Here is a 13115-nt window from a genome sequence, read left to right on the forward strand (position 1 = left end):
GCTACTCCTGCTTCTCGTCGACGTTGTTCAATTGATTGAGCATGCGTGTGAATTCGGGCAGCAGGGATTGCAGCCCGATCCAGGCATCTTTGTGAAGACGCACGAAATCTCCGTGCGTTGTGTGGATGTCGTCTGTGGGGAGCGTGAGCAGGTTCAGAAGATTCGTCCGATAGTACTCAAGCAGATCGACTAGTTCGGCTGTCTGTAACGGGGTGAGTTGTTCAGGAACTGGTGGAGTCCCTGTCGGAAATGCGACGTTCAAATCGCTCGCTTCCAGAAGAGCTGCGGAGTCTTCACCACTTTCATTTCTGGCGGCCTCATTCACCTGATTGAGGCGTTTACGCAGATTCTGGTACTCCTCGGGCCCGCCCATGAGAAGTACACACCGACCGATCATGATCAAATCGCCGTTTCGCAACACTCTCAAGCGAATGGGATGCCCGTTGACTCGTGTGCCGTTCGTACTATCGAGGTCGGTCAGAATGACGCGGCCAGCTTCTTCCTGAATTTTCGCATGAAATCGACTGATGCGCTCATCGTTGAGCTGAATGTCGTTGTCGTCTTCCCGGCCTATCGTCACTGGCGGTGTGAGATCACGGAAGATACGTCCGGCTTCAATACCTTCAACAACCTGAAAGGAAACTTGAGTCATGGAAGAATCTTGACGTTGTGGACAGGCTGGGCCTGTCCATGTGAAGCGAGAAAAAGACGATCGTGAACCCGTTTCGTACGACGTGAATGTATTTAAAACGGTCAGATCTCTAAAGCGCAATGGATCGTGTCGAGCAGATGAGCACGGCGCGGCGGTTTACGGATCACGCTGAAGGTCTCCAGTTCGCGGGCCTGAATCTCGATTTCTGCAGTAACGTCGGAACTCATTAAGATGCAAGGAAGTTCCAAATGATGTTCGCGGAACCAGCGGATGGCATCCAGACCAGTGAGGATTTCCATATTCATGTCGAACAGCGCGAGGTCGACCGGGGTCGTCCTCACAACATCAATCGCTTGTTCCCCCGATGGAACCTGAATCACTTCGAAATACGGACTGAGAATCGCAGCAACGGTCTGACGAAATGCAACGTCGTCGTCTGCAAGAAGCAATCTCGCACTTTCGCGTCGTCCAGCTACCACCGTCTCACTCCTGTCGTTCCAAAATCGAAATCATCCTCTGATTCGAAATAAGCTCCTGAGAAAAGTCCGCCGTAAAAATCTCGATAAATTCTAGCGTGAACTTCTCGTAAGTCGCCATGTCAATTTGACAAACCTTTTAAAATCAGGAACGGAGGCCCGGTTGAAAAGGTGAGTCTTCTAAAATTTCGCGGTTTTCGCGGCAATCAATCGGTGACGAGGTCACCAAGTATCAAGACCTGACCAACTCGCACTGAAGTTCCTTGATACTTTGGCTGTTTCAACTCGTTTTCCGGGTCTTTCAAGCGGAAGGCGACGGGAGAGCGATCTGGTTGTTCAGGGTGAATCTCGACCGTCACCGTATGAACAGCGTCCTGTTGAAGGCCATGAGCAATCGGGAGAGTGGCAATTCGAGAGTAGGTGCAAAAACTATCGAATCGCGGAACGGGGGTCGGTTGTGTGATACCGTCGACCGTGATGATCAATTGTCCTCCATCTGGCGCCAGGATGTCATAGAGCATGCAGGTCGAGCCTCGAAACTGAAACTCCAATCGACTTCCGGGTTCAGATGCTTCCCAGAGCGGGCCTGTCCGATTTGCGAAATATCGAGTGAGTTCTGCGTCCACTGGAAGCTCGACCCAGTCACCCGTCATCATTTCTGTGGTCACCGGAACCATCTTCGCTTGTTCCCAATTGTCTTGAATGAAAGGGAGTTGCAAGGACGATTCGTGACTGAAAGGCTCGTGCTTCGGTTCCCAGAGCTCGAACGCTTCGCGAACGAGATCCGCATAAATCTGATGGCCGGCGTCAAGAGGATGGACACCATCTGTTGAGAAATGGATCTTTCCATCAGTCGGTGCTTCGGGAGCAGCGAACACGAGTTTTTGATCACTTTGCAACGCGACGATCCGTTTGGCAAAGTCGATCGATGGAATGCCGTAGTGCTCTGCGAGCTGCTCCATTGCGGAGGTGGAACGGGGAGCCCCCCCCTCTCGATAAGCGTCTTCATAACCTGTTCGAAACGTGTAGACAAAACAGAGGTCAGTTTCGGGAGACTTCTTCCAGGTCTGTCGCACAATTCCTTCCATCGCCCGCCAGATTTGCTCGGGAGAGGCCCCTCCATCGTTCACAGCAAACTCTACGAATAGCAAGTCTGGTTCATAGCGGAGAATGTCGTGTTGAAGGCGAAACACGCCGAGATCACTTCCGGTCCCGCCAATCGCTCCGTTGATCTCAACGATCTGAGCATTCGGCCATTCCGTGTTGAGCCAGCTTTGTAGCTGCACTCGCCACCCTTCTGCCGCAGTGATTGATCCTCCGAGGAAGCCCACTTTGACCGGTCCACCGGCACGCAATTTCGCAAAGAAGTTTCCAAGACCTTTGCGGGGGGTATAGAGTTCCGTTTTAATCGGCTGAAACACTGGAGCGGCTTGTGGAGCGGAAGCATGCTTCTCAATGAACTCCACAATCGGCGTCGAATCTTCGAGTCCGTGCGGGTGATGTTTGACGCCCGGCTTGACGATTAACTGAATCTCGCCTCCCAACTCCTTGTATCTGTCGGCGAGGAGCCCCGTGTTTTCCTCCCACGGAACAACTTCGTCAGCGTCCCCGTAGACATGCAACAACGGAACTTTCGCCTGAGCCAGTGGAGTCAGGTTGTCCACGGGATTTTTGTCGTACGCCAAGGCCTGATCCTCCATCTTGAAGCCATACTCTTCAAAGACGAGCTTCCAATCCTGAGGACTTCCTGGGCCGACTCCCAATCCTCCGGGCCAGCTTTTAAAGTCGCAAACCGGTGCATCACCATAGATGCAGGCGACTTTCTCTGGATTCGCTGCAGCCCAGTTGTAGCAATAGAGTCCACCACGACTCAGCCCCACCAAAGCAACCTTCGGCGCGAGGCGATAGGTACTTGTCAGTTCCGCGTAACACTGGTTCCAAAACCCAACCGCTCGTGGAGAGCCGAGCATGTTGGGGACTGACATGTAAACGATATGAAACCCCTTGCCGAGCAGGGCGATATCCGGGGCTGGCTTATGACCAAAAAACTCGCCGTGCCAGACCCAGGGTCGACCCGGAGCACATTCTTTCGGGGCGACGACAAGTACCGGTTTCCCAGCGATCTCAAAGTCGAATCGGTCATACCCATTCCAGTCTGACTTCTCACCCGGAAACGGAGGCACATCATTGGCTTCGATCGATGTGACGATGAAAAGTGCGCAGAAGATCGAGAGAAGGGCCGGAAAACGCATGCGGATGCCTCTGGGTGCAACATGGATGTTGTGACCTCTGACCAAGTCAGCCAGATCATGAGAAGCATAACCAACAGCAAATGCGTTTCAAACAGACGTCGAGGATGTCGCTGACTGCTCAGTTCTCGACGCGAACCGGATTCACTTTCCGCATGTCCACCACGCGAATGAGAATCAACCGTTCGAGTCCCGAAGATATGTCACTGCGAAAAAAGCATGACGCGAGGCCATCTGGAGTCGCGGGGTCGAGGCCAATTGCAACAACTTCACCAGTGTTCAATTCAGCCGAGATGCGGTGCTGATAGAACGGGAGGTGGCTCTGGGTCTCGTTCAACTGCCACGATTGATCTGTTGCAATTGGTCGAAGCAACTTCGAACCGTGTCGCACCTCAGGAAGAATCGTGAGTTTCGCCCAGTTGTCATCCACTCGTTTTGCAGTAACTCGCAACAGACACTGCGCGTTATTGAGCTCATTGATCCGCGCTTCTGCGTCTCCCTTGAGGACCAGCGGAGTTCCATCGGGAACCGAAGAAACCATTACGACTGCTTCCTGCCCAGAAGGAACAGTATACCGCTGCGGGGCGATGCGCCGGTTGGGGTCTTCTTCATCAGACATCTTCAGGAGAGATTGCAGCTGTCTCGGAAGACGGGAAGAGGCCATTCCGAACCTGAACCCTTCTGCTTTCAGGTTAGCCCGATTTTCCGAGTTCACTGCGGAAACTCCCGAGAGTGAACTCCACAATCCATCTCCAATGAGCGGGTCTCCAATACGTCGGTCGATGAAGATCACTTCAAGATCGATCGTGTCCCGGGAATCGACGATCGGAGGAAGAATGGGCTTACTCGTCGACAGAATGGACGGGTCCGGCTGAATCAACGTGCATCCGTCCTGCCCAATCATCATGATCAGCAGCACGAGAGTCGTGAATCTTTTGGACAAGATGGACATTTGGAATCGATACGGAATCGATGACTGAACTTGAAGTTTCGTGATCTGGATGAAGTCTAGCGCAGCATTGATCACAGGATTTGGCCACAATTCCGGCGAAACTAAGACGATGCCGATTGCAGGTCAATCGGGGTGGTTCCCCAAGAGCCTCTTTTTCATCGTGACCGGCAGCTGATGCCGGATTTCAGCTGTCATTTCTGCAGCACTCCTAAGCTGAATCGCAATCAGCAACTCCAACATGTCCTTTTGTTCAGGGCGAGTTCAACGCACTCCGAGGAGGGATATCAGAGAAAATTTTGTCGAAAAAACCTGAACAGAAAATATGAAAAATCTGCGTCTACGTTCGGACTCCACCCCGGCGTATACTTTCAATGACATTTGAACCGGATGGTTGGAAGTCGCTTGGTCAACGTGAAACAGAAAGGCCGGGATCGTGAACATCGACAGCACCAGGCCAAAAATCTCTGAGACCTCCTATCGGTTCTTCAATCGACAGCTGCATCCAGAGTTGTTCAACCCCGCAGTGACGGGTCGGATTCGGACATCCCGCTTCTCAGCGTTGATCGGAATCTGTGAAGGGGGACATTTCCTGCAGGTTTCGTCTGACGGGAAGTCGATCACGGAAATCACTTCAGCGGGTGATCAAGTTTTCTCCGCAAACTCGCTCCAACAGACCTTCTTCTTCAACAACGAAGAGGAAATCCTTTTCGAAACCAAAACACCGCTCGACTATCATTTCGCAGGTCAAGTGGATGCTGTCGATCCGACGGTCTTTACCCGAGTGCAATTAGAACTTGAGATGGCTGCTTCAAAAGCATTCATCTCCCAGCAATTCCCTGCGAAGAATCGAATTCTCCCTGGCCCATTGAGCCTGATTCAGGTGTCGGGGAGCGAGCGAATGCTGATCGTCCACTCATTCCACACTTATCCTGAAGAGCTTGTAGTCTTGCGGACCCAGACGCTCGTTGAATTCCCCTAATTACTTCAGTTGAATCGACTTTGCCAACGCATTGCGTTCAAGGACTTTGCAGTAGCTCTAGGAGTCGGTCTATTTGACGCTGAGTGATTGGGACAGGCGTCCCTTGAGTAGGCACGCGGGGCACCAATCGGGAGACAATTTCAGCGATCAACCCCGGGATCCCAGTGCCGTTCTGAGCAGAGACGGCATGGCTTCCCGGGACAGAGCCAACATGGTCGACGTCTGGGACTAGGTCGCACTTGTTCCAGACCACGATCGGAGACGAGAGAGTTTCAATCAACGCTTGATCGTCGTCGAGTTTTCCGGTGGTTGCATCGAGGACGACGACGACGAGATCTGCTTCAGAGATCCGTAGCTGTGCTTTTGCGATTCCCGCTGCTTCCAAATTCCCTTCGATCTGACGTAACCCTGCCGTGTCACTGAGCTCCACGGGCCAGCCATCGAAGGCGGATTCGACTGCAACAACATCGCGGGTAGTGCCCGGCATGTCATAAACGACAGATCTCGTGTACCCGACGAGTGCATTGATCAGACTCGATTTGCCGACATTCGGGCGTCCACAGAGAACCACTTTCCACGGGGTGGTGAAATGTCGTCCAAAGGAACTCCAGCTCAACATGGTTTCAATGAGCGGAGTTCGTTCCGGAATCGACTGTGATTCCAGTTGATTGAAGAGTTCTGGCAGGAGAGACGCCTGTTCAAGAAGATGATGAGCCGTGCGTTCTGTGGTCGCCCGCGTGAGAGCCTCTAGACATTCCACATCAATAGCAGAGCCCGGCATCCATTCCTGCGGTTCAACAATCTTTCCACCGAGTCGCTGAACGTCTCCCAGAATTCGATCGACAGCAGCCATTCCGCCGTGGCAATGGATCTCCACGACCGAGTCTGATTTACGGACAGCCACGACATCTTCTTGAGGATCACTCCCCCAATACCCGTAGCAGATCCGATCGAGCTTCTGGAACTCTAACCCGATGCCGTTGACGGGGCGAAACTCTGAATTGACCCGTTGAAGGTCTCCTCGCAGCCCTATTACAGCGACAGCCCCACGCCCAATGGGAGTCAATTGACAGGCGACCAGCTCAGAGGCGGTTGCAGTCTCAGCTTGAGAAGACGCCTGCGGTTCGAGGGTGAATGAATTCGAATCGCACACAGATCACTCACTCCTTTGCGATTGCAACAGACGGGCGACGATCGCCAATCCCTGCAGTGCCAGATCCCATTCCACTCGCGTGTAATCCAGATACGGAGCGAGGATCCCGGAGGCTCCCCCTGTTAGTAGAATCATCGGTTTTTCATCGACTGATTCAAGCCATTCCGCAGAACGGGCCAGCATCTCCTTCACAGCGCCGAGGTGGCCCCAATAGAGTCCACTTGCGATGGCAGCCTCAGTATTTCGGCCAACAACAGCAGGCTCATTCTTGAGCAGTTCCCAGACATCGACATGCGGGAGTGTCGTCGTCTCTTCATGCAATGATTTCGCCCCGAGCAAAATTCCCGGAAGAATCGCCCCTCCCCTGAAGATTCCGCCGGCATCGACAACGTCAACGGTAATCGCGGTTCCGGAATCGACGATGAGTGCCGGTTGATTCTTGTTTCTCAGTAAATTGGCAGCGACACAATTGAGCAAGCGGTCGATTCCAACTTTCTGTGGAAAGTCGACGTCCACCTTCAGAGGAATGCAACTTTTGTCGCTCAGCAGGTACGGGGCAGGAAGGTCAGCGGGCCAGTTCTCAAATGCTTCGGCAGCGCGCACAGCGTTCGTACCTGTGATGATCACAGCGGCGGGGGGATTTTCATCGCACCAGCGACGAACGGATGCCCAGTCAATCGGCTTCCCGTAGATGGCGGCAGTGGATTGAACAGTCACCGGGAGGTTTATTTCCGAGTCCTGGCGACAGAGTGCCACTTTGATGCGCGTATGTCCCGCATCGGCCAGAAGACTGTAGTAACTCAACTGAAAACTCCGCTTGGTTCAATCGCGAGCGCATTGCAAACCGCGTCACGCCTGTTGTCAATCCGCTCTGACACTCCTTCTCTTCAGGAGCCGCTTCACAGCCGTGGCTCCCATCCTGGAGAAGAGGTCGTTTGATCACGGAACCGATCCCGTCAATCCCGCATCAGGATACTCATCTGATCGCAACACAACCAGATTGGCGGTCGAGCTTCTGGCTGATCGACGCCCAGTGGCCTGATCTCGCCCGATCGACGATTCTTTCTGCGAGAACAGTGTTGGATCTCCTCAGAATCAGTGAATTCGAGTGGGAATTGTTGCATCTGACTGGGGGAGTTGTATTCAAATGGCTACAATTTTCGATCAGCGAAGACTTTTTTACTTGAATGGAGAATGTTCACGGATGGCTCCACTTCCCGAAGCATACCAGTCCTTAGTGGGTCGACTGCGCGAATTGGCAATCCTGCGTTCCTGCGGAGCAGTGTTGGGTTGGGATGAACAGACAAATCTTCCCCCAAACGGAGCGGAGCTGCGTGCGAATCAGCTCGCCCTGCTGGCTGGTCTCACCCATGACCGCGCGACCAATCCACAATTGGGTGAATTGCTGGCTCAACTGACGGATGAACAGCAGCTAGGCGGCCACGATTCACTGGCTGCCTCCAACGTGCGTGATGCGCGCCGCAACTTCACTCGAGCGACCCGCCTGCCGAAGAAACTCGTTGAAGAACTCTCTCGAGTCTCGACACTGTCGCAACAGGCGTGGGTGCAAGCCCGCAAAAAATCCGACTTTAAAATGTTTCAGCCTTGGCTTGAACAGATGGTCGTTCTCAAGCGGGAGGAAGCCGATGCTCAGGGAAGCTCCACTGGGCTGCGTTACGACGCACTGCTCGACGATTATGAGCCGGGAGTGACTGCTGCCCAGCTACAGGAAGTGTTCACGCCTCTACGGGATGAACTGGTGAAATTAGTCACAGCGATTCGGGAATCCGGAAAGCTGTTCGACATCTCGATCGTAGAGCGAAAATTCTGTGTCGACGCTCAAAAAGAGCTGAGCCTGAAAGTCGGAAAAGCAATTGGCTTTGACTTCGATTCCGGTCGTCTGGACATCGCAGCCCATCCGTTCTGCTCGGGTTTTGGTCCCGGCGATTGCCGCTTGACCACTCGTTACGATGAGAACCATTTCAACGGCGCATTCTTCGGAACGCTGCACGAAGCAGGGCATGGAATTTACGAGCAAGGTCTCAATCCGAATGAATTCGGACTGGGAAGCGGCGAGGCCTGCTCTCTCGGAATTCACGAATCTCAGTCGCGGATGTGGGAAAATCTTGTCGGAAGGAGTCTGTCGTTCTGGCAACACTTCTATCCAACAGTCCAATCGAAGTTCCCCAACTCGCTGGGAGATGTCTCACTGAATCAGTTCTATCAGGCAATCAACGACGTTCGTCCAAGCTGGATTCGCGTTGAAGCTGACGAAGTGACCTATAACCTGCACATCATGCTGCGATTCGAGATCGAACAGGCGTTGATCAGTGGAGATCTGAACGTCGCTGATCTTCCGGGCGTTTGGAACGAAACGTTCACTCGCTACTTCGGCATGACTCCTCCAAGTGACGCGCTGGGGTGCATGCAGGATGTTCACTGGAGTGCGGGACTCATGGGATATTTCCCGACGTACTCACTCGGGAATATGTACGCAAGCCAGTTCTACGAGCAGGCGACTGTCGATCTGGGAGACTTGAACGCGCAATTCGCAAATGGAGAGTTTCAAGCTCTTCGCGAATGGCTGCGAACAAACATTCATCAGCATGGACGCCGTTATTCAGCTGGAGAACTCGTCCAGAGAGTGACTGGGAAGCCACTTTCCTCCGCACCGCTTCTGCGACATCTGCAAACGAAGTTCGGTGGGCTGTATCAGGTCTGATCGACTCCGATTCCGCAGACGAGATCAAAATGAACGAGGGGAGCCGTGATGATCACCGCTCCCCTGCTTTTTTGTTCTGTGTTGAGAAACAAAGCACGTCGCTGAATCAGGCGTGTTCCTCTTCCGGTGAGAAATTGGCCTCGACCTGAGAGATCGGATGGCGTCCCGAAAGCTGCACGGACCCACACAGAGCAGCGATGATGAACAAGGCTGTCACGTAGACAAACTTCCCGATAAAATTATGGACCTTCAAGCCGAACAGGTGATGAAGATTCCCTTCTGGGAAGGCGATCGACGCCCAGATCAGCACCGCTAACATCCCCAAAAGCACAGCACTTGTCAGGGCTCCATTCATGATCACCGGATACAGCTTGCGCCAATCGACGATCACCAGCCAAAATACGATCCATGCAAACAGCGGAGTCCAAGGAAGAAGCAAGGACGTCAAAGCATTTCCAAGACCGATCAGCGCCCAAACAACTGAGGAGAGTTGTTCCAGAACTGCAGGTTCTTGAATGGTTTCTGCGATGACTGGCATAATCACTTTCCTGAGAAGACTTCAACTTGCAAGCTCCATTCCTTCCAACCGTTCCGGATGATCACTGGCAATTCGGAACGATCTGTGAGCATAGCGCATGCCCAATTCGCTTCAACAATTGGAGCAGGTTTGGTTCAGCGTGACTCATTTTCATTCGTGTTGCAACATGAGTCCATCGCAACACCTTGCATTTCTACAAAAGTGCCCGAGACCAACAAAAAGAAGCCGCAGATCCCCGAGGAAAACTGCGGCTTCTTGAAATTCACTGAGTCGCTCAAATTAGAGAGTTCCGTTCCAGTGCTGGAATCGTTTGATCAATTCCTCTTTAGTGTCCTTCAGGCTTGGATCATCCCAAAGCGGCTTTAGAGTGTACTGTTTTGGAACCTCATGTCCGAGAAGAGTGAGTACCTGTTCCCAGATGATCAATGCCTTCAATGTTTCCTCGATAATCTCTTCTTCATCGGTGACAACAACGTTGTAATCAGGGCTGACCTGATACTGCTGAATCACTTCAGCCATTGCGGCCAGACCGACCTCGAGATTGGTGAGTGACCCTTCGAAGTCTTGAACGTCACGGTAAAGGCGGCGACCTTCGGCCAGATGGAATCGGGCCAGAGTCATACTTTCTCGACCTTCGATATTGCAGTGCGTCTTCCAGTAAGGGTAGGAGGTCATCTTGCGATATCGGTCTTGCCAGTCTTTCTTCTGTTCGAAGGTGACATTCTCTGCCTTCCCGAGTTCTTCCAGTTCTTTCAGACCAGCTTCATCGTTCTCCAGAACGAGCATTCCGAATCCGGCTGACATGAACTTCTGCCGACCATAGGTATTCACCCATTCATCGTATGCCTGATCCCACGACCTGCGAACAGCTTTGGACCATTCCTGATAGGCTGTTTTCAGTTGGGCTGGAGTCATGCTATCCAGATTCCCCGCCACACCTGCTTTTTGAACTTTCTGTGCGTAGCTCATCAGCGACCGGTATGGGTAGGCAATGAACAGAGCCAAATCCATTGTGTTTTGCTGAACACCTTTGTTTTCCAGAACCTTGTTCGCAGTGAAATACCAATCACGTGCTACGAGGTAATGGTCGATCCCTTGCGGATTGATCTCTTCATCCGGCCCACCATTCCACAACTCGGTGTCGGGATCGTGCAGGAAGAACTCTGAGTAGGCCTCTTTTTCATCGGCAACACCGAGTTTCGTTCCAAGGAATGTTCCCATGTCGAAAGGGAGTTCCGGAATCAGCCGATTTCGGGCGACACCACGCTGGAGAAACTTAGCTCCGCGTTTAACCCAGAAATACCGGTCCGAAACCGCATCGCATTCCGCTGAAACGTTGTAAGCGAGTGTCCACGCCTGAAACCGCCAGACAGTCTTGAAGTGAGGCTGAAGTAGAATGATGGATTCCACAGTTTCAGCCAGTTCTGAGAACTTCTTTCGGTCTTTGAGATAGTCCGCCTGATTCCACAGTACGCTGGCTGCTACCCCACGCATCCCGAGCAGCACGAGATTCATTGTCGCGCTGGTTGGATCAACGTCACCCAGGCTTGATTCACCCAGATCGTTAGCAGTTCGCAAGCCGGCAAGCGTGTAGGAATTGGTGGCAGTAGCTGCCCCGGCCGATTTTCCACCGGGAGCCCCGAGATAGATAATCGGGATCAATAGTATCAACGCAATTCCGGCGTAAACCGCTTTGCGCTGTTGAACAGTAAGTGCGTTCATTTGTGCTCCAGTTCTCGAAGTTGCAGACTGAAGTATCCGAGAATCGTCATCGGAATTAAAAATGCCAGCGTAATCAACAAGCTGGGAAGTAGCATTGCATTCCAGGGAACATCAAACCCGTTGGCCGGAAATTCGCTGGTACTAAAATATCGTAGGTCTGGAATCACAGCGCTGACAAGTCGCATCATCCCGAAGACCCCTTGATCGATGAATTTGATCGCGTCCGTTCCGATGTTGTCCGGCAATGGACTCTGCTGGTTCATCTGAGTCACGATTCGGTAGATCGATTCAAACATTCCCCCGCCGAGAACTTCCTGATTCTTCGCCAGCGCATCGAATGTCTTGTCGATCTGGTCTCGGAAGACGAAGCCGACAAACACCAGACTTCCAGTCAGAATCGTCGCGACAGGACCTTTGACGAACGTACTGCTCGATGTCCCGATGATCACAATGAGCATCAAGAGCAACCACAGTCCAAAGCAGCTCTTGGCGTATGAGGTCAGGAAATAGCCGTCTGGAAGTCGAACAAACAGGTCGTGTTGTGCCACTCCAATGTACTGCTGGGGTTCCAGTGCGGTCACTTCCAGCCTGAGCTTGCCGTCATCAAGGAGATCGTCCAGAAGGTTGACGCTCTTCTCCAGAGCAGCCACCTCGAAGGTGTCGCGATAAGTCAAATCGAGCGGAACGGTCACGAGTGCCGATTGAACGTCGACATTATGCTCTTCCACTTCATACGTCCCGATGGGGACTCTTAAATTCTTCGCAGGGTTGATGACCGCCAGATTGTACCGCAACTGTTGACGAACATCCCCCTTGTAGGTTCGGAACGCTTCGAACGATTGCTCGATTCGCAGTTCTTTTGCACGTCGAATCGCACCGACATCCAGATTCTCGAAAGTCCAGATAGCGGCAGCTTTTGTGCCCCCTTCGATGAAGCTACGGTATTCCCAGATGTCTCCGACATTGATCCCCGTCGGGGCCTTGTCTCCATTACGGTCAAGAAATTCCAGGTTCGAGCTGTAGAACGGCACGCGAGCAATCAGCTGTGATTTTGCATTTTCAGGCACTTTGGAAATGATCCAGAAATACCCGACGATCGACGTTCCGAGCAGAACAAGTGAAATCACCCACGCGTAACCGAGCATTCGGCCGAGGAGAATTTCGCTGCGGCGAACCGGCTTTGTCACGACAGTGTGAATCGAACGTGCTTTCACGTCCGCTGGGATTCCCCAGCAGGCGACAAGCAATGTCATCAGAATCAATAGGAAGCTCATGGACGTCAACACGAAGATGACGTACGGCTTCGCCGGCTTTTCAACGTCCGCACGCCCGAGGAACCAGCCCCCGAACATAAACAGGAGCAAAAAGATGAAGCCGATCATGAACGCTTTACGTCGTGAGGCTTCTTTGAATGTCAGCAACGCGTTGGCATAGATGCGGTTCCAGGAAAGGAAGACCAGATCTTTGAATCCACGCTGAATCGTGTCGACGGCAATCTTGGTCCCTTTGGAACCATAAGCAGCAATAGAAGCAACAAATCCCAGGATAATTGCCAGTACGCCGCATACCCCCAAGGTCAGCAGCCACTGCAAAATTGCAGGACCTATCTCAAATATCTGTTTTTCGTAAACCATCAGTGAGCCTCAATCAACAAGAAGATGTCTGGAGGAAC

11 protein-coding genes are annotated in these 13115 nt (G+C 52.5%); 2 read left to right on the forward strand and 9 right to left on the reverse strand.

Annotation, left to right across the window (positions count from 1 at the left end; translation table 11 throughout):
• Position 1: 1 nt before the first annotated feature.
• From SH668x_RS15540 to SH668x_RS15555, 4 genes are all read right to left on the reverse strand, one after another.
• A complete protein-coding gene (locus SH668x_RS15540) occupies positions 2 to 652 on the reverse strand; it encodes an FHA domain-containing protein (RefSeq protein WP_437185981.1) in 651 nt (216 codons plus the stop codon).
• Positions 653 to 753: 101 nt separating this feature from the next.
• Positions 754 to 1131: a response regulator gene (locus SH668x_RS15545; RefSeq protein ID WP_437185982.1), complete on the reverse strand. Its 378-nt coding sequence runs from the start codon at positions 1129 to 1131 to the stop codon at positions 754 to 756.
• A 203-nt stretch (positions 1132 to 1334) separates the two neighbouring features.
• Positions 1335 to 3380 carry an SGNH/GDSL hydrolase family protein gene (locus tag SH668x_RS15550; RefSeq protein WP_437185983.1) on the reverse strand — a complete coding sequence of 682 codons (2046 nt, stop codon included), beginning with the start codon at positions 3378 to 3380 and terminating at the stop codon, positions 1335 to 1337.
• 118 nt (positions 3381 to 3498) lie between these two features.
• Positions 3499 to 4329, reverse strand: a complete 831-nt coding sequence (locus tag SH668x_RS15555; protein WP_437185984.1) for a hypothetical protein — start codon at positions 4327 to 4329, stop codon at positions 3499 to 3501.
• Between the two features lie 433 nt (positions 4330 to 4762).
• Here SH668x_RS15555 and SH668x_RS15560 point away from each other — a divergent pair, with 433 nt between their 5' ends.
• Positions 4763 to 5308 carry a DUF2617 family protein gene (locus SH668x_RS15560; protein ID WP_437185985.1) on the forward strand — a complete coding sequence of 182 codons (546 nt, stop codon included), beginning with the start codon at positions 4763 to 4765 and terminating at the stop codon, positions 5306 to 5308.
• Positions 5309 to 5345: 37 nt separating this feature from the next.
• Here the strand turns inward: SH668x_RS15560 and SH668x_RS15565 are convergent, their stop codons facing one another.
• Together SH668x_RS15565 and SH668x_RS15570 are read right to left on the reverse strand one after the other, a co-directional pair.
• The gene (locus tag SH668x_RS15565; RefSeq protein WP_437185986.1) at positions 5346 to 6461 is read right to left on the reverse strand and encodes a GTPase; all 1116 of its coding nucleotides are present in this window, start codon (positions 6459 to 6461) and stop codon (positions 5346 to 5348) included.
• A 3-nt stretch (positions 6462 to 6464) separates the two neighbouring features.
• Entirely contained in the window at positions 6465 to 7265 is an 801-nt protein-coding gene (locus SH668x_RS15570) for a type III pantothenate kinase (RefSeq protein WP_437185987.1), read from the reverse strand.
• A 400-nt stretch (positions 7266 to 7665) separates the two neighbouring features.
• Between SH668x_RS15570 and SH668x_RS15575 the strand changes: the two genes are divergently transcribed.
• Positions 7666 to 9183 carry a carboxypeptidase M32 gene (locus SH668x_RS15575; RefSeq protein ID WP_437185988.1) on the forward strand — a complete coding sequence of 506 codons (1518 nt, stop codon included), beginning with the start codon at positions 7666 to 7668 and terminating at the stop codon, positions 9181 to 9183.
• Positions 9184 to 9289: 106 nt separating this feature from the next.
• Here SH668x_RS15575 and SH668x_RS15580 read toward each other — a convergent pair whose 3' ends face one another.
• From SH668x_RS15580 to SH668x_RS15590, 3 genes are all read right to left on the reverse strand, one after another.
• On the reverse strand, positions 9290 to 9721 hold the full coding sequence (locus SH668x_RS15580; RefSeq protein WP_437185989.1) for a hypothetical protein: 432 nt from the start codon (positions 9719 to 9721) through the stop codon (positions 9290 to 9292).
• Positions 9722 to 10000: 279 nt separating this feature from the next.
• The gene (locus SH668x_RS15585) at positions 10001 to 11443 is read right to left on the reverse strand and encodes a hypothetical protein (RefSeq protein WP_437185990.1); all 1443 of its coding nucleotides are present in this window, start codon (positions 11441 to 11443) and stop codon (positions 10001 to 10003) included.
• Positions 11440 to 13077, reverse strand: coding sequence for an ABC transporter permease (locus SH668x_RS15590; protein WP_437185991.1), 1638 nt, complete (start codon positions 13075 to 13077; stop codon positions 11440 to 11442). The genes SH668x_RS15585 and SH668x_RS15590 overlap by 4 nt, the downstream gene beginning before the upstream one ends.
• Positions 13078 to 13115 lie beyond the last annotated feature (38 nt).

Source organism: Planctomicrobium mucosum (assembly GCF_051466335.1).
Taxonomy (GTDB): Bacteria; Planctomycetota; Planctomycetia; order Planctomycetales; family Planctomycetaceae; genus Planctomicrobium.